This is a genomic window from Ruegeria sp. BHSC043, from assembly GCF_059612985.1.
Map to the genome: position 1 here is coordinate 147,291 of NZ_JBXWRS010000001.1, position 17,640 is coordinate 164,930.

The 17,640-nt window shown below is 63.3% G+C and carries 14 protein-coding genes; 6 read left to right on the forward strand and 8 right to left on the reverse strand.

What is annotated here, in order from left to right; all coding sequences use genetic code 11:
• Position 1: 1 nt before the first annotated feature.
• The 4 genes from AC2FMM_RS00740 to AC2FMM_RS00755 are packed head-to-tail and all read left to right on the forward strand — an operon-like array spanning position 2 to position 4,311.
• Entirely contained in the window at positions 2–1,546 is a 1,545-nt protein-coding gene (locus AC2FMM_RS00740) for a trimethylamine methyltransferase family protein (RefSeq protein ID WP_496795520.1), read from the forward strand.
• Position 1,547: 1 nt separating this feature from the next.
• Positions 1,548–2,234 carry a TetR/AcrR family transcriptional regulator gene (locus AC2FMM_RS00745; RefSeq protein ID WP_496795521.1) on the forward strand — a complete coding sequence of 229 codons (687 nt, stop codon included), beginning with the start codon at positions 1,548–1,550 and terminating at the stop codon, positions 2,232–2,234.
• Positions 2,221–3,525: an NAD(P)/FAD-dependent oxidoreductase gene (locus tag AC2FMM_RS00750; protein ID WP_496795522.1), complete on the forward strand. Its 1,305-nt coding sequence runs from the start codon at positions 2,221–2,223 to the stop codon at positions 3,523–3,525. The genes AC2FMM_RS00745 and AC2FMM_RS00750 overlap by 14 nt, the downstream gene beginning before the upstream one ends.
• A 54-nt stretch (positions 3,526–3,579) precedes the next feature.
• The gene (locus AC2FMM_RS00755) at positions 3,580–4,311 is read left to right on the forward strand and encodes a hypothetical protein (RefSeq protein WP_496795523.1); all 732 of its coding nucleotides are present in this window, start codon (positions 3,580–3,582) and stop codon (positions 4,309–4,311) included.
• Here AC2FMM_RS00755 and AC2FMM_RS00760 read toward each other — a convergent pair.
• Complete coding sequence (locus tag AC2FMM_RS00760) at positions 4,299–7,727, reverse strand: indolepyruvate ferredoxin oxidoreductase family protein (protein ID WP_496795524.1); 3,429 nt, start codon at positions 7,725–7,727, stop codon at positions 4,299–4,301. The genes AC2FMM_RS00755 and AC2FMM_RS00760 overlap by 13 nt on opposite strands.
• A 139-nt stretch (positions 7,728–7,866) precedes the next feature.
• Here AC2FMM_RS00760 and AC2FMM_RS00765 point away from each other — a divergent pair, with 139 nt between their 5' ends.
• Positions 7,867–8,328, forward strand: coding sequence for an Lrp/AsnC family transcriptional regulator (locus tag AC2FMM_RS00765; protein WP_496795525.1), 462 nt, complete (start codon positions 7,867–7,869; stop codon positions 8,326–8,328).
• Here AC2FMM_RS00765 and AC2FMM_RS00770 read toward each other — a convergent pair whose 3' ends face one another.
• Complete coding sequence (locus tag AC2FMM_RS00770; protein ID WP_496711826.1) at positions 8,329–8,721, reverse strand: DUF3307 domain-containing protein; 393 nt, start codon at positions 8,719–8,721, stop codon at positions 8,329–8,331. It abuts the gene before it with no gap.
• Between the two features lie 125 nt (positions 8,722–8,846).
• Between AC2FMM_RS00770 and AC2FMM_RS00775 the strand changes: the two genes are divergently transcribed.
• Positions 8,847–11,933, forward strand: a complete 3,087-nt coding sequence (locus AC2FMM_RS00775; RefSeq protein ID WP_496795526.1) for a cyclic nucleotide-binding domain-containing protein — start codon at positions 8,847–8,849, stop codon at positions 11,931–11,933.
• A 6-nt stretch (positions 11,934–11,939) separates the two neighbouring features.
• Here AC2FMM_RS00775 and AC2FMM_RS00780 read toward each other — a convergent pair whose 3' ends face one another.
• From AC2FMM_RS00780 to pcaD, 6 genes are all read right to left on the reverse strand, one after another.
• Positions 11,940–12,227 (reverse strand): metalloregulator ArsR/SmtB family transcription factor, encoded by a 288-nt coding sequence (locus tag AC2FMM_RS00780; RefSeq protein WP_490360281.1) that lies wholly within the window; start codon positions 12,225–12,227, stop codon positions 11,940–11,942.
• Positions 12,228–12,342: 115 nt separating this feature from the next.
• The gene (locus AC2FMM_RS00785; RefSeq protein ID WP_496682528.1) at positions 12,343–13,575 is read right to left on the reverse strand and encodes a mandelate racemase/muconate lactonizing enzyme family protein; all 1,233 of its coding nucleotides are present in this window, start codon (positions 13,573–13,575) and stop codon (positions 12,343–12,345) included.
• A gap of 31 nt (positions 13,576–13,606) precedes the next feature.
• The gene (locus AC2FMM_RS00790; protein ID WP_496795527.1) at positions 13,607–14,701 is read right to left on the reverse strand and encodes a Zn-dependent alcohol dehydrogenase; all 1,095 of its coding nucleotides are present in this window, start codon (positions 14,699–14,701) and stop codon (positions 13,607–13,609) included.
• Between the two features lie 80 nt (positions 14,702–14,781).
• Positions 14,782–15,981, reverse strand: a complete 1,200-nt coding sequence (locus AC2FMM_RS00795; RefSeq protein ID WP_496795528.1) for a TCR/Tet family MFS transporter — start codon at positions 15,979–15,981, stop codon at positions 14,782–14,784.
• 117 nt (positions 15,982–16,098) lie between these two features.
• The gene (locus AC2FMM_RS00800) at positions 16,099–16,812 is read right to left on the reverse strand and encodes an alpha/beta fold hydrolase (RefSeq protein WP_496795529.1); all 714 of its coding nucleotides are present in this window, start codon (positions 16,810–16,812) and stop codon (positions 16,099–16,101) included.
• Between the two features lie 13 nt (positions 16,813–16,825).
• Positions 16,826–17,614 carry a 3-oxoadipate enol-lactonase gene (gene pcaD, locus AC2FMM_RS00805; protein WP_496682535.1) on the reverse strand — a complete coding sequence of 263 codons (789 nt, stop codon included), beginning with the start codon at positions 17,612–17,614 and terminating at the stop codon, positions 16,826–16,828.
• Between the last annotated feature and the right edge of the window lie 26 nt (positions 17,615–17,640).

Below are 17,640 nucleotides of genomic sequence, written 5' to 3' on the forward strand. Positions count from 1 at the left end.
CGTGGCGGCGCGGGGCAGGGAGCGGCGACGGCGGGGCCGGGGCGCTGAGGCCGTACCCGCGACCCATCGGGATGTTAACTATCGCCAGTTGCGCAACCCGTTTCCGGTGATGGAGGTCTTTCCCGCCGACCAGATCGCCGACATGCACGAAACCGCTCTCCGCACGCTGGAGGAACTGGGCGTCAAGGTCCTGCTGCCCGAGGCGCGGCGCCTGTTCGCCGCCGCGGGGGCGCGGGTGGATGAAGACAGCGAAATGGTGTTCATCGGTCGCGATCTGGTCGAGGCTGCGGTGGACTCGGCCCCGAAATCCATCGCCTGCCGGGCAGGGGCGCGGCATCGCGACTTCACGCTGGAGCTGGGCAGCCTGGTGTTTCAACCCGGCGCAGGCGCGCCCAATGCCACCGATCTGGAACGCGGCCGCCGCCCGGCCAGCGGGCAGGATTACCTCGAGTTCCTGAAGCTCACCCATCATTTCGACGTGTTCCAGATGATTTCGCCGCAGGTCGAGCCGCAGGACGTGCCGACTCACCTGCGCCACTATTTCACCACGCAGGCGCAGATGGAGTTGACCGACAAGTTTCCGTTCTTCTTCTCGCGCGGGACGCCGCAGGTGATGGATTGTTTCCAGATGCTGGCCGTCGCGCGGGGCCTGTCGGATGACGAGTTTCGCGCCCGGCCGCATTGCTACACCATCATCAACACCAACAGCCCGCGCACGCTGGACATTCCAATGGCGCAGGGGCTGATCGACTTTGCCCGTCACGGGCAGATGTCGATCATCACGCCGTTCACGCTGATGGGAGCGATGGCGCCGATCACGGTTGCGGGCGCGATCACCCTGTCCCATGCCGAGGCGCTGGCCGCCCTGACCCTGACCCAACTGGCAAATCCCGGCGCGCCGGTCTGCTATGGCACCTTCACCAGTAACGTGGACATGAAATCAGGCGCCCCGGCCTTTGGCACGCCCTCGCATTTCCAGGCCTCACTGGCGGCGGGGCAACTGGCGCGGCATCTGGGCCTGCCGTGGCGGTCGGCGGCCGGGTCGGCCTCTAACGCCAATGACGTGCAGGCCGCCAATGAAAACCAGTTCGGGCTGTGGGGTTGCCTGATGGCGGGGGCCACGGTGATCATCCATTCGGCCGGCTGGCTGGAAGGGGGGCTGACCGTGTCCTTCGAAAAGCTGGTCTGTGATGCCGAGGTGCTGAACATGGTGGCCGAGCTGTGTGCTGGGGCTCAGGCAGGCCAAGCTGAGATCGGGTTCGACACTGCATTGCGCGAGGTCGAGCCCGGAAGCCATTTCTTTGCCACAAGTCAGACTATGGAGCGCTACACCACCGAATTCTATGAACCGCGCCTGCATGATTATGCCAATTTCGGCACCTGGACCGAACGCGGATCGGTCGATGCGAACCACCGGGCCACTGCGGTTTGGCGCGACATTCTGAAAAATTTCGAACCACCCGCGCAGGACCAGCCGGGGCTGGACGCCATGCGCGACTTCATCGCGCGCCGAACCGCCGAGGGCGGCGCGCCGCCGGAGAGTTGAGATGAACAGCAAACCCATCCTGCATCGTGACGACCCCAAGGCCGAGCCGCTTGTCGGCAACGTCAAGGTCACGCGCGATGACTGGTTGAACGTGGCGATGGATGTCTTGATCTCGGACGGGGTCGAGCAGGTCAAGGTGCTGAACCTGGCTGACCGCATGGCGGTGTCGCGGTCCTCGTTCTACTGGTACTTCAAGTCCCGGCAGCACCTGCTGGATGCGCTGCTGGATCGCTGGCAGGCCACCAACACCGCCGCCCTGATCGCGCAGGCCGAGGCCCCGGCAAAGACCATCACCGCCGCCGTCTGCAACGTGCATCGCTGCGTGGTCAACACCGCCTTGTTCGACACGGCGCTGGATTTTGCCGTGCGCGACTGGGCGCGGCGATCAGGCAAGGTGCGGCGCATGCTGGACCAGTCCGATGCCCGCCGCCTGGCCGCGCTGCGGGCCATGTTTGCCCGCCATGGCTATGAGGCGGTCGAGGCCGAAACCCGTGCGCGGGTGCTGTACTACATGCAGATCGGCTATGATCTGGCGCAGTTGAACGAGCCATTGGCGACGCGCCTGTCGTTGGTGCCGCATTACCTGTACGTCTTTACCGGGGTCGAACCGCGGCCCGAGGAAATCGAGGAATTCAGCGCCTATGCCAAGCGCTGCTGGGAGGGAGGATCAAGCCATGAGCCAGCCTGACGCAATCATCATCGGAACCGGCGTGATCGGCGCGGCCATCGCGTTCGAGATGGCCAAGGCCGGGTGGAAGACCCTCTCGCTGGACCGCAACGCGCAGGTGGGGCATGGCTCGACCGCCGGGTCCTGCGCGATCATCCGGATGCACTATTCAACCTTCGACGGCACCGCCTTTGCGTGGGAGGGCTATCATTACTGGCGCGACTGGGCCGACTATCTGGGCCTGCCCGATGGGGCCGATCTGGCGCAGTTCCGCGAGACGGGCTGCCTTGTCATGAAAACCAAGGCCAACGGCCACCTGAAAAAACACAAGCAATACAGCGCCGAGTTGGATTGCCCGTTCGAGGAATGGTCGGCAGAACAGATACTCGACCGCCTGCCGATCTATTCTCTGGACAGTTTTGCCCCGGCCAAACGGATGGATGACCCAGCCTTTGGTCAGCCCAATGGCAGCAGGATGCAGGGGGCGGTGTTCTGGCCCAAGGCCGGCTATGTAACGGACCCGGCCCTGTCCGCGCAGAACCTGATGCAAGCGGCCACGCAGCGCGGCGCGCAGGTGCGGACCGGGGCCGAGGTCGTCGAAATCTTGCAGGAAGGTGGCAGGGTCAAAGGCGTCCGGCTGGCCTCGGGCGAAGAGATTCATGCGCCGGTGGTGATCAACGTGGCCGGGCCGGGATCGTCGATCATCAACCGCATGGCGGGTGTGCTGGACGACATGACCATCGAAACCCGCCCGCTGCGGCAGGAGGTGGTGCATGTGCCGGCGCCCAAAGGGTTCGATTTCGAGCGTCAGGGAACCATCGTCTCGGACAGCGACATTGCCTGCTACTGCCGGCCAGAACATGGCAATCACATCCTGATCGGATCCGAGGACCCGGACTGCGACCCGCATCAGTGGTGCGAGGATGACATTCATTACAACCGCGATTTCACCGACCAGTGGACGACGCAGGCGATGCGCTATGCGCAGCGGGTGCCGAGCTTGGGCATCCCCTCGCGGATGCGGGGGGTCGTGGATCTTTATGACGCCTCGACCGACTGGATCCCGATCTATGACAAATCCAGCCTGTCGGGCTTTTACATGGCCTGCGGCACCAGCGGGAACCAGTACAAGAACGCGCCGATCGCGGGCAAGATGATGGCCGCGCTGGTGGAGTATTGTGAGGGCGGTGCGGATCACGACGCCCAGCCCCTGCAATTCGAGCTGCCCTATATCAAACGTACCATCGACGTGGGTTTCTATTCCCGCAAGCGGCCCATCAACGAGGAAAGCAGCTTTTCGGTCCTTGGCTAGCCATGCCGGACAAATGCGCTAGCTCTCGGGAAACACTGAGAGAGGGCGTGTTCGATGGCGGAGAATGACACCAGAGTTCTTATCTTGGGAAGTGCGCCCGCAGCACTGGCTGCGCGGGATTGGACGCGCGGGGCGTTCACTCATATCGTGGCCATCAACAACGCCTGGCGCATCCGCGAAGATTGGGATTTCCTGATCCATCCCGAGGATTTTCCGGCCGAGAACCGCCCCGACTGTCTGACAGCGACGCAGCGCATCGTGACGGCGCAGGATTATGTCCCGATCCAGAACGCTTACGGCGGCTTCGTCTATGCCGGTGGAACCATGGCCTTTACCGCCGGGTACTGGGCGCTGGGCGATCTCAAACCATCGGTACTGGCCTACTTTGGCTGCGACATGGTCTATCCGCGCTCGGGCAATACCCATTTCTACGGCCAGGGAACGGCCGATCCCTTGCGCGCCGACGTCACCTTGCGCTCGCTCGAGGCGAAATCGGCACGGCTGGCGCTGCTGGCGGCGCGTCAGGATTGCAATGTGGTGCGGTTGTCCTCCGGACCCAGCCGGCTGGTCTATCCATCCGTTTCGCATACAGAAGTGATCCCCGAGGCCCTGCCGAGCACCGAACACGTCGATGCTCTGCTGCAGGCCGAGTGTGAGGTCGGTTACGTGGTGCCATCCGGCCGGTATTGGGAGGTCGAAGACCGGTTCGATCCAGCCGTTGTCGACCGGCTGGATGCGGCTTGGCTCGCAGCTTACAAGGCCTCGGTGCTGGATCAGGCGGCCTGAGCGCGCGGCGCGCGCAACAAGTCTTCGACCTTTCGTCTGGCAGTCTCGGCCGCTTGTATCCGAACCGGGCCATAACCGCGGATCTCGTCAGCGCACGCCAGGATGCTTTGCCACGTTTCGGCATCCCGATCGCCGTACTCGGCCACAACGCGGTCCAACAGCCCCTGATACCAATTCAGCAGATCGCGGTGGAGGCGCGCTTCGGCGTGATAGCCAAACGGATTGAGAGCTGTTCCGCGCAGCGCCCGCATCTTTGACAGGCCCCGCAGAACCGGCTGCATCCAAGGTCCGAACGCCTTTTTCAGCGGTCGGCCCCGTGCGTCCGTTTTGCGGCTCAGCAGGGGCGGAGCCATGTGAAAGCGGACCGCAAAATCGCCCTCGAACTGGTTGGCCAGGTCCTGGGCGAAATGGTCCGAAGTCATCAGCCGCGCGACTTCGAACTCATCCTTGTAGGCCATGAAGCGGAACAGGTTGCGAGCGACGCTGCGCAGCAGGGTCTCGTCAGCCTGCGGCAGCGCCGAGCGGAGGGCGGCGAAACGATCGGCATAGGCCTGCGCGTATTTTGCGTTTTGATACTCGGTCAGGTAGGCGGTGCGGCGCGCAATCATCTGATCCAGTGTTTCGTCCGAACCAAAGTCGTCGGAAGGCAGCGCCAGAACGTCCGGACGAACCGCCATGTTGCGCCCGATTGCAAAAGCCAGACGGTTCTTCTCGACAGCGACACCGTTCAGCAGGATCGCCTGACCCAGCGCGACATGCGATACCGGCACAAGACCGTGCTGCCACGCAAAACCCAGCATGATCACATTGGCAAACACGGCATCACCCAGCAGGTTTTCCGCCACCGCATTGGCGTCGAAACCGAACAGGTTTTTCGCCCCAACCACGTTCTGAATTGCCTGTTCACGGGCTTTTACCTGCAACTGAGCGTCGCGGCGCAGAACGATATCGCCGGTCGGCATTTCCGCCCGGTTCAGGACCACGCGCGTACCCTTGCGGTAATGCGCCGAGGCTTTGGGGGCCGAACTGACGACGACGTCGCAACCAATCACCGCATCGGCCGCGCCCTGATCAATGCGGACCTGGTTCAGCGCGTTTGGAGTGTCTCCCAAACGGATATAGCTGAGAACGGTTCCGAATTTCTGAGCAAAGCCTGTGAAATCCAGGACCGAGGCGCCTTTCCCCTCGAGATGGGCCGCCATCGTGATCAGCGCACCAACTGTCACCACGCCTGTGCCACCCACGCCGGTGACCAGCAGCTCGAACGGTTTGTCCAGGCGTGGCAGGGTAGGGTCGGGGAGCCCGTCCTCGAGTTTTGCCAGATCCAGCTTTGCCATGCGTTTGCGGCGTTCGCCGCCTTCGATGGTCACGAAGCTGGGGCAGAATCCGTTGAGACACGAGAAGTCCTTGTTGCACGAGCTCAAATTTATCTTGCGCTTGCGGCCGAGCGGGGTTTCGCGCGGCTCGACGCTCAGGCAGTTGGATTCGACCGAGCAGTCGCCACAGCCTTCGCAGACCAGGTCGTTGATCCAGACGAACCGCTGGGGGTCCTCCATCGTGCCGCGCTTGCGGCGGCGGCGCTTTTCGGTGGCGCAGGTCTGTTCATAGATCAGGACGGTCACGCCCGGCGTCTCGCGCAGCTCGCGTTGCAAGGTGTCCAGTTCGGCGCGGTCGTGGAAGGTTGTTTGCGCCGGGAAATCGGCGTGGTGGAATTTAGAGATGTCGTCCGAAACGATAGCGATCCGCTCGACGCCCTCGGCGCGGCAGGTCTGGGCGATGCCGGCCACGCTGACCGGCCCGTCCACCGGCTGGCCACCGGTCATGGCCACGGCGTCGTTGTAGAGGATCTTGTAGGTGATGTTGGTCCCGGCCGCGACCGCCTGCCGGATCGCCAGCGAGCCCGAGTGATACCAGGTGCCCTCACCGAGGTTTTGGAAGATGTGCTTACCGCCGTTGAACTTGGACGCCACCACATGCGGCACACCTTCGCCGCCCATCTGGGCATAGCCGACGGTGTGGCGATCCATCCACGAGGCCATGACGTGGCAGCCGATGCCGCTGGCCGCCATCGAGCCCTCGGGCACCTTGGTCGAGGTGTTGTGCGGACAGCCCGAGCAGAAATAGGGCGTGCGGGTCGCTCCGGGCACGTTGATCAGTTGCGGCGGCCGTTCGGTCAGCGCCTTGGCTTTGGCGGGCAGGCCTTCTTCGGGGAAGAACTTGTCCAGCCGGGCCGCCACGATCGGGACCAGCATCAGCGGGTTCAACTCGCCCGTCCACGGGATCAGCGGCTCGCCATGGCTGTCGTATTTGCCCACCATCTTGTGCGGCTTGTCGCCTGGCCAATCGTAGAAGTATTCCTTGAACTGGCTTTCGATGATGCCGCGCTTTTCTTCGACGACCAGCACCTCGGCCTTGCCCTTCACGAAGCGCAGCGCGTTGCGCCGCGCCAGCGGCCAGACCATGCCGACCTTGTAGATGTCGATGCCCAGACGGCGGCAGGCGGCCTCGTCCAGTCCCAGCAGGCGCAAGGCCTCCATCAGGTCCAAATGCGCCTTGCCAGTGGTGACAAAGCCGAACTTGGCGTTGTCGATGTCATAGACGCGCCGGTCGATCGGGTTGGCCTCGGCAAAGGCGCGCACGGCGCGCAGCTTGTGCTGGATGCGGGTCTCGATCTCGGGGGAGGGCAGGTCGGCGGCGCGCACATGCAACCCGCCGGGGGGCAGGTCGATCTCGGGCAGGATGAACTGTCGGTCGGGGCGCAGCTCGACCGAACGGGCGCTTTCGACGGTTTCCGAAATCGCCTTGAACCCGACCCAAGTGCCGGAGTACCGCGACAGAGCAAAGCCGTATTCGCCGAATTCCAGATACTCCTCGACCGAGGCCGGGTTCAGCGTGGGCATGAACCATGCCATGAAGGCCACGTCGGACTGGTGTGGCATGGATGAGCTGACGCAGCCATGGTCGTCGCCGGCCACGACCAGCACGCCGCCCTTGGGGGCCGAGCCATAGGCGTTGCCGTGTTTCAATGCGTCGCCTGAGCGGTCGACGCCCGGCCCCTTGCCGTACCACATCGAGAAGATGCCTTCGAATTCGCACTGCGGGTCCAGGGTCGCCTGCTGCGCGCCCAGAACGGCGGTTGCGCCCAGATCTTCGTTCACGGCGGGCATGAAGGTGATGTTGTCGGATTTCAGCCGTTCGCGCGCGCGCCACAGTTCCAGATCCAGCCCGCCCAAGGGCGAGCCGCGATAGCCCGAGACGAACCCGCCCGTGTTCAGCCCGGCATCGCGGTCGCGCCGAGCCTGATCCATCAGGATGCGTGCCAGCGCCTGCGTGCCGGTCAGGAATACCCGGCCGGTGGTCTGTTCATAGCGGTCTGCAAGTTGATAGGTCCGAAGTGCGCTGTCGTGGTGGCTCATGGCTGGGGTCCGCGCGTAGTTTTGAACCCGAGAATTCTGGACCGATCTGCGTGAAAAATCGTTCCAATTTCTCCGAGAAAATAGGTATTTTCCGAAAAATTTGTTCACAAATATGCGATTTTTGAAATAATCTGGGCGCATGTTGGAGCTGGACGACAGAGATCGCCGCATCCTGGCGCTTTTGCAGAAGAACAGTCGCATGTCGAATGCCGATCTGGCGGATGCGGTGGGCATGTCGGCTTCGGCCCTTTGGCGGCGCGTGCGCGCGCTGGAAGAGGCCGGTGTCATCGAACGCTATGGCGCGGTCGTGAACCCGGCCGCGATGGGGTTGGCGTTCGAGGCGATCGTGCATGTGCATCTGACCCGCCACGACCCGGACCGGATCGTGGAATTCATCCGCGCGATCGAGACATGCAAAGAAGTGCAGGAGTGCTATTCCACCACCGGCCAGGCCGACTACCACTTGCGGGTCCTGTGCCGGGATCTGGCTACCTACAATGAGTTTCTCGAGAATTTCCTGTTTCGACTGCCGGCAGTTGCCAGCGCGCAGACGAATGTCGTCCTGCGTCCGGTCAAGCGCAACCGGCCGGTCGAGCTGTGATCATCTGGGCACGAACTCGACCCATGCCCAGGCCATGCCGACATAGGTCAGGTTGTGTAAAAACTGATCCAGCCCCGCCGCGCGCCAATACGCCGCCTGGTTCGGTTGCAACTGCTTTTTGTCGGAATAGCTGGCCTTGGCGAAGTCGATGTTGAAGTGGATGATCCACTCCAGCGCCACGATCATCAGAATGAAGGACAATGGGGCACCGAAGATCACGAATACGATGACCGAGCCGATGACATGCACCAGCGCATGCTGGGCACGCCCAGCATGGAAATACACCCCGCGCCCCGACAACATCTTGGGGGTCTGGAGATAGAAGTCGGCAAACATGTGCTTGACTTGAAGCAACGCAACCAAAAGCAGCACTGTGCCCAGTGTGGCAGGCAAATGAACCCTCCCGATATCATCCCCAGCACAGATTAGGTGCAAATTCCCGCGTTCGCAAATGAACTAGTTCACACAAGCCGAATTAGTTTCCCGCCACCTGAATCCGTTTGCGTCGCCGATTGCGAATGCTGTACCGTCGGCCTGCTTTGTTCATTCGAACGTTGCCAGTTTTGAGATTTGGTTCATCAGCAGGGGCAGGCGCCATAGAACGTTCGATTTTCGGGTTTATCTGGAAGTACTCAAAACGCGATCAGCTGATCCTGTTGGCCGTGACGGCGACCCTTTTCCCACTGCTGTATCTGACGCTGGAACTGCCCAAGCGTATCATCAACGATGCGATCGGCGCCTCGAGCGAGGTGGTCGATGTCTGGGGCTTTGCCCTGGAACAAACGACATTCCTAATCATTCTTTGTTTTGCGTTTTTGGCCGCCGTCCTGGCGCATGGCTTGATGAAAATGCGCATCAACACCATGAAGGGCGTTCTGAGCGAGCGCATGCTGCGTCGGTTCCGCTATCAGCTGATCCGGCGGGCGGTGCGGTTCCCGCAGCCCTATTTCGAACGGGTCAGCCAAGGCGAGCTGGTTTCGATGATCACCGCCGAAAGCGAGCCGATGGGCGGCCTGATGGGCGACGCGATCAGCCAGCCGGTTCTGCAGGCCGGGCAGATGCTGACCATCCTGTCCTTCCTGTTCCTGCAAAGCGTCTGGTTCGGCCTGGCCGCTGTGGCGCTGATACCAGTGCAGGCCTGGCTGATTCCGCGGCTGCAACGGCAGATCAACCTGCTCAACAAGCGTCGCATTCAAGAGGTCCGCGTTCTGGCCGCCCAGATCGGCGAAAACGCGGTCGGCGCGGCCACCCTGCGCCAGAACGGCGGATGGCGCTATCGTCTGGCGTTGATCTCGGCGCAGCTGGGCCGATTGTTCGGCATCCGGTTCGAGATCTACCAGAAGAAATTCTTCATGAAGTTCATCAACAACTTCATCACCCAATTGACGCCGTTCATGTTCTACCTGGTGGGCGGTCTGTTGGTGCTGCAGGGGTCGGTGTCATTGGGGGCGCTGGTGGCCGCCCTGGCCGCGTACAAGGATCTCAGCTCGCCCTGGAAGGAACTGTTGACCTACTACAACCAGACCCAGGACATGTCGCTGCGGTGGGAGGTGGTGATCGAACGCTTTGCCCCCCAAGGAATGTTGGATGAAAGGCTGTTCGAGGGCACGCCCGAGGACGTTCCGCACCTGAAGGGCGACATCGTGCTGGATCAGGTGACGGTGCGCGATCTGGACGGGAACCAGATTCTGGACGATCTGAACCTGACCTTCGGTGCCGGCCGGACCATCGGCATCGCCGCCCCCAGCGAGGAAGACCGCCGCGCGCTAGCCGATCTGCTCACGCGCGAGATCCTGCCCGGATCGGGCAAGGTCGAGGTCGCCGGGCAGGATCTGTCGGGCCTGCATCAGGCGGTGATCGCCGCCCGGATCGGGCATGCGACCTCGCGCCCGGTGATGTTTCAGGGAACCATCGGCGACAACGTGATGATACCGCTGCGGCAGCGCCCGTTGACCCCACCGCCCGACGATCCGGACTTTCAGGAAACGCTGCGCGCTGGCAACAGCCCCGATCCGCTCGACGCCGAATGGCTCGAACCGTTGCTGGCCGGGTTTGAAACCACCCAGGACCTGCGGGACTGGTGGCTGAAGCTGATCGAGGGGATGGGTTCGGGACCGACCCTGTTTCAGCGCGGGGCCGAGCAGGTGTTCGATCAGGACCTGCACCCCGAACTGGCCGCCCGATTGATCGAACTGCGGCCGGTGGTGCAGGATGCCATTCGGACGGCCGGTCTTGAACAGCAGGCGCTGCTGTTTGACCGTGCGTCCTACAATCCGGCGCTGCCTGTAGCCGAAAATCTGTTGTTTGCGGTTCCGCGCGTTCCGGTGACCCAGCAGTTGCTGGCGCGGCAGACCGTTTTTCTAGGTCAGTTGCGAGAGCTGGGGCTGGACGAGACGCTGGTGGCGTTGACGCGCGACGTGATCGAAATGTTGCGGCAGATCTTCGGGCTGGATGGAACCGACCACCCGCTGTTCCGGAAACTGGGGCTCGAGGCCGCAACCTACGAGGCGGCGGTCGAACTGGTCGAGCGGACGCGCGAGACCGGGGCTGCCGGGCTGGATGACGAGCAACTGGCCAGCTTGCTGGCGGTGCCGTTCGTGATCTCGGCCGAGCAGATCGGGCCGGCCTTTTCCGACGAGTTGAAGAACCGCATTCTGGAATTGCGCCACAGCCATTCTCACAAGCTGATGGAGCGGCTGAACGACGTATTCGCGCCGCTGGATCCCAACCAATTCGCCCCGGGCCTGACGGTGTTGGAGAACGCGCTGTTCGGCAAGGTCAGCCAGATCGGCGGCGCCCGCTCGGACGAGGTGCGCAAACTGGTCGCCGATGTGCTGGCCGAGAACGGCGCGCGCCCGATGGTGATCGAACTGATCTACGACATCCCGGTCGCGCTGGGCGGGCAGAACCTGCCGGCGGCCCTGTCCGAGCCGCTGGCCTTCACCCGCGCCACGATTAAGAAGCCCGACATTCTGATCCTGGAAAACGCGCTTGCCAGCTATGGCATGGAAACCCAGATCGCGGTGTTCCGGAACCTGCGGGCGCTGCTGCCCGACACCACGATCATCTATCTGAACGATCAGTTCCAGACTCCGGGCGTGTTCGACATGTATGTCGAAATCCGGCAAGGTCGGGTCGTGTCAGATCAAATCGCATCCGAATCCGAAGGCGAAGGCGCAGCCTCGGCCGATCTGGTCCGCAAGCTGCGCGCACTTGAACAGACGCCGTTGTTTTCGGGGTTGGACCGGCGGCAGTTGCGCCTGCTGGCCTTCGGGGCGCAATGGTATCGCGCCAGCGCCGGAGAGGTCGTTTTCCTGAAAGACGATCAGCCCACCGACGGGGCCTATATGATCATCGAGGGCGAGGCGGGATTGTACCTGCCGCAAGAGAGCGGCCCCGACCAATTGGTGACCCGCGTCGGGCCGGGCACCCTGGTCGGCGAATTGGGGCTGATCCGCAAGGAGCCCCGCGCGCTGAGCATGGTGGCCGAAACCGATTTGACCTGTCTGCGCATCGGCGAAGAAGAGTTCCTGGCCGTGGTCGAAAACGACGCGGCGACGGCGTTCAAGTTGATGCAGGTGATCGCGGGGTATGTCTCGCGCTGATCCGGGTCAGCTTTGCGGCTTGCAGTACAGCGAATACAGCAGATCGATGACCTGCGCCGTGTTCCCGTCCGCAAGCGAATAAAAGACCGCCTTGCCCTCGCGTCTGGTCGAAACCAGCCCTTCAGCCCGCAGCCGCGCCAACATCTGGCTGACTGCGGCCTGGCGCAGATTCAGCAGTTTCTCCAGCTCTCCCACCGATTTTTCGCCGGCGCTCAGGTGGCACAGGATCATCAGCCGCCCTTCATGGGCGAGGGTCTTGAGGAACGCGGCGGCTTGGGTCGCGCTTGCGGCCATGTCCAACGTTGGTTTGGCGGGCTGAAATGTTCGGTCAGTGTCTGGACGGGTCAAGATACACCTTGCAGCGCTGAAGATCGGGCCGGGCCTGTATGCACCAAGCCGCCCGGCCTTGTCACCCCTCGGTGGCAGGGGCGCCGCCTTGGAAGGCATTGCCGTTGACATAATCGCAGGGGTCTTCCTGCATCTGCAGGTGCAGACCGTCGCCGGAATAGGGATGGGCGCGGGCCAGATCCTCATCGACCTCAATACCCAGACCAGGGGCCAAAGGCGGTTCGACAAAGCCGTTCTCGACCCGGATCGAGCCCTTAATCAGCCGGTCATGAAACGGCGTTTCGATGGTCTCCAACAGCAGCAGGTTCGGGATCGAGGCCGCGAGATGGATGTTTGCGGCCCATTCCACCGGCCCGGCATAGAGATGCGGCGCCATCTGCGCGTTGAAGACCTCGGCCATGGCGGCGACCTTCTTCATCTCCCAGATGCCACCAGCCCGCCCCAAAGCGGGTTGCAGGATCTCGGCCGCACCGGAGCGCAGGACCGCGCCAAATTCGGCCTTGGTGGTCATCCGCTCGCCTGTGGCCACGGGAATGCGGACATTGCGCGCGACGCGGGCCATGTCCTCGATCATGTCCGGGGGGGTGGGCTCTTCGAACCACAGCGGCGAGTAAGGTTCGATTGCCTGCCCAAGGCGGATGGCGCCCGCGGTGTTGAACTGGCCATGGGTGCCGAACAGCAGGTCGGCCTTGTCGCCCACGGCCTGGCGGATCGCCTTGCAGAAGGCCACCGACATCGAGATGTCGGACATGGCCGGCATATGCCCGCCGCGCATCGTGTACGGACCGGCCGGGTCGAACTTGACCGCGGTGAAGCCGCGCCGGACCATTTCGGCGGCGCTTTCCCCGGCCTGTTCGGGCGAGGTCCAGAAATCGGTCAGATTGTGCTGCGGCAGCGGGTACAGATAGGTGTAGGCGCGGATGCGATCGTTCATCCGGCCGCCGATCAGAGCGTATACCGGGCGGTCCCGGTCCTTGCCCAGAATGTCCCAACACGCGATTTCCAGCCCCGAGAATGCCCCCATCACAGTCAGGTCGGGGCGCTGGGTGAAGCCGCTGGAATAGGCGCGGCGGAACATCAGCTCGATATTCTCGGGGTTTTCGCCGGCCATGTGGCGGTCGAACACGTCACGGATGACGTGTTTCATCGCCTCGGGGCCGACCGAGGAGGCATAACATTCTCCCCAGCCCGTGATGCCGGTGTCGGTGGTGACCTTCACCAGAATCCAATAGCGCCCGCCCCAGCCCGGCGCGGGCGGAGCGGTCACGATGATGTCGAGATCCTGTAGTTTCATCCGGTCTCCTCCCGCCGGTGGTCCGGGGCCGTCAGCCCCGGTCAAATACGATGACGTTGCGCTTGGCCGACCCGGTCTTGGTGTCCTCGATGGCCTCGTTGATCTGTTCCAGCGTCCAGCGACCCGAGATCAGCTCGTCCAGCTTCAGCCGCCCCTGTTCATACAGATCGATCATCCACGGAATGTCGCGTTGGATCACCACGTCGCCCATCTTCGACCCAACCATGCTCTGACCCAGTGCTGCCAGAATGACCGGCTCATAGCTGGATTGCGCGCCGGAATGCGGCATGCCGATCATCACCGCCTTGCCACCACGACCCAGATAGCGGGGCGCCTGATCATAGGCGGGGATGGCCCCAACGGTGATCAGAACCGCATCGGCCCCCCGACCGCCCAGGGCCTTGTACGCCGCTTTCCACGGTTCTTTCAGCGTGGCCAGAACCCCGTGCGTGGCGCCGAACTCCTTGGCGATCTCGAGCTTTTCTTCGGTCATGTCGACGGCCACGATCCGCCGGGCCCCGGCCAGCCGCGCGCCCTGGATGGCGTTCAGGCCCACCCCGCCCGCGCCGATGACCACGACATCCTGACCCGGGCGCAACTGCGCGGCGTTGACCGCCGCCCCCACGCCGGTGATCACCCCGCAGGACAGCAGGCTGGCCACGTCCTTAGGCATCGCGTCGGGGATCTTTACGATCTGGCGATGGCTGACCACAACTTTTTCGGCAAATGCGCCACAGGCCATCGCCTGTTCCAGCGGCCCACCGTCCGCCGTGCGCAGCGGCCCGTTCACCGTGTCATAGGGCGTTTCGCAGATCACCGGCTTGCCGCTGGCGCAGGACGGGCAGGACCCGCAAGCGCGGATCAGGGTCACCACGACCGAATCGCCAACCTTGAATCCGCCGCTGGCTTCTCCGACGGCCGAGACCACACCTGCGGCCTCGTGCCCGTAGACGGCGGGCAGAAACCCGCCCCACGCGCCGCTGGCATAGGTGATGTCGGAGTGGCAGATCGCCACCGCATCCAGCGTGACCTCGACCTCGCCCATGCCGGGCGGCGCGATCTGGATGTCTTCGATGACAAGCGGTTGGTTGAAGGCGCGGCATACGGCGGCTTTGATGGTCTGCATGGATCCCTCTTTTGGTTTGGGTCACGGTGGCGTTTGAAACCGTGGGCTGCAAGACGGAAAACGTCATTCCCATGTCGTTGTTACATATCGGAAGCCCGGACCCGTAAAAACAACGCGAAGCCCGCCAGCATCAGGCCCATAGCCAGCAGGAAAGGCGCCCCCGGCAGATAGATCGCGGCATCGTGCCGGGCGAACTGCGCAAACACTGCCGTCATGACCAGTGGGGAAAGGATCATGGACAAGGCGTGCAGGGCGGCCAGCACACCTTGCAGCTCGCCCTGTTGCGAATCCGGCGTTGCGCGCGACATCTGCGCCTGCAGCGCCGGGGTGACCATCGCGCCCAAGGCGGTGATCGGGATCAGCATCAGGGCGATGGTGCCATTGGTCAGAAAGCCCAACAGCAGAAAGCTGACGATCTCAAATACCATGCCCAGCAGGATCGTTCTGCGCTCGCCCAGATGCCGGGTGGCCGGGCGGATCAGCCCGCCCTGAACGGCAGCCATGCCCAGCCCGTAAACGGCCAGAGACAGCCCGATCATCTGGGTCGACCATCCGAACCGCTCGACCGTGAAATAAGACCAGATGGCCGGGTAGACATAGATCGACACCGAATACAGGAAATAGACCCACAGCAGCGGCCTGATACCGGGCAGGCCGGCAATCGCGCGCAGGGCGCTGTCGGGCCGGGCGCGCCGCCACTGGAACGGGCGGCGGTTTCTGTCGGTCACCGTTTCCGGCATGACCAGAAATCCAAGGCAGAAATTCAGCACCGACAGCCCCGCGGCGGCCCAGAAAGGTGCGCGTGTGCCATATTCGCCCAGCAGCCCGCCCATCAACGGCCCCAGCACAAAGCCAACCCCGAACGCCGCGCCCAACAGCCCGAAATTGGCCGCCTTTTCGTGGGGTTTCGACACGTCGGCGATGAAAGCCGCGGCGGTGGAATGCGTGGCCGCCGTGATGCCGCCCAGAATGCGTCCGGCCAGCAGCAGCCAGATGCTGCCCGCAATCGCCATCACGACATAGTCCAGCGCCATCATCAGCAGCGACACCAGCAGAACGACCCGGCGCCCATAGGCATCGGACAGATTTCCCAGAACCGGCCCGAACAGGAATTGCATGGCCGCGAAGGCGGTGCTGAGAATGCCGCCCCAGATGGCGGCCGAGGCCAGAGACCCGCCCTGCACCTCGACGATCAGCTGCGGCATGATCGGCATGATCAAACCGATGCCCATTGCATCGATCATCACGGTTCCGAACGCAAAAAGAAAAGGAAGCCGCATGCCTGTGCCAACTGTTATTTTTCGGGCCGAGCTTAGCGAGGCCATGCCGGTCTATGAACCCGCTCGCGGTGGTTTGTGGCGGCAAACGGCGTGTGACGTGCGGTCACTTCCCGACCGCTAGAGCCGGGCGGCCAATCCGCTCAGTTGCTGTGCAAGATGTCCGGGTTGCGAAAAGAAGGGCGAGTGCGAACTGTCGATGGATAGGCGCAGATCCGGTGGTGCGATCTGGCTCATGTCCTCCTGGTATTCCGGGGGAATGGTCCGATCGTCTGTGGCGCGGATATAGGCCTTGGGAACGCGGGCAAAACCGCCGCTCAGGTCCAAAGGCGTGTCCTGGGGGCGGATGGCCTGGGGGCACAACCGCGCAAGGGCATAGCGCACCGTTTCAGGCGCGCAGTCATGATAGAATAGGCCCTCCACCCGTTCCGGCAGGACAGTGTAGGACAGGCCGTCGGCCGATTTTTCAACGGCATCCGCAATGAGTTGTCGCGGAGACTGCCGGCGCATGTCGATCATCGAAAGGCCGGGCCGGGGCACGTAGGCACACAGGTATATCAGCGCCCGCATCCGGTCGGGCGCATGGTCGGCCGCGGCACTGATCGGATAGCCGCCCCAGGAATGCCCGACCAGGATGGTGTCGGGTGTGGACGCCGCAAGTATCGCGTCACGGCAATCGTCAAGGGTGACGGCCGACACCGGCGTCGGGTCCGCGCCGTGGCTGGGCAGGTCGATAGCGCGCGCGCTGTGCCCCAGCGATCTGAGTTCGGGGATCAGGTCGCGCCAGCACCAGGCGCCATGGCACGACCCGTGGATCAACAGAAAATTCGCCACCGGTTCCTCCTTCTCAGACGTGCCCGGTTTCGGCCAGAAAATCCGACAGCAGCGCCGCGTAGTCGCCGGGCCGTTCGACGCAGGGCAGGTGTCCGGCCTTGCGGATCAACTCGAACCGCGAGCCGGGGATCAGATCGACCGTTTCGCGCACAAGGTCCGGGGGTGTTGATCCATCCTCGGACCCGGCGATGCCCAGCGTCGGCAGGCGCAATCCGCTGGTCGGCGTGAAGAAATCGGTTCCCGATATCGCGGCGCTGCAGCCCAGGTACCCTTCCAACGGCTGCCGCACCATCATGTTGCGCCACAGGTGGACGTCCGGCGAGGACCGGAACGCCTTGGAAAACCATCGCTCCATCGTCGCGTCGGCCAGGGCTTCGATCCCGCCTTTGCGCGCGGCCGCGATCCGGTCGGCCCATATCGCCGGAGTGCCGATCTTGGCTGCCGTGTTCGACAGCACCATCGCCCTGATCTGGTCCAGTCGTTTCACGGCCAGACCCTGTGCAATCATACCACCGATGGACAGTCCGACAAAGACACAGTCGCGGACCTGAAGGTGATCCAGCAATCGCTCGGCATCGCGCACCAAAGCGCCCATCGAATAGGGGCCTGGCGGCTGCGAAGACAATCCATGCCCGCGCTTGTCATAGCGGATGATGCGCAGACCGTCGGGCAGCAACGGCAGGATCGGGTCCCACAGGCGCATATCGGTCCCCAGCGAGTTTGCAAAGACGACGGGTGCCCCGTCAGGGGTTCCGTCCTCGCGATAGTGCAGCTTGACCTCTCCGAAATCCGCGATGTGCATCTGGGCGACCTTTTTCTTTTATTGGG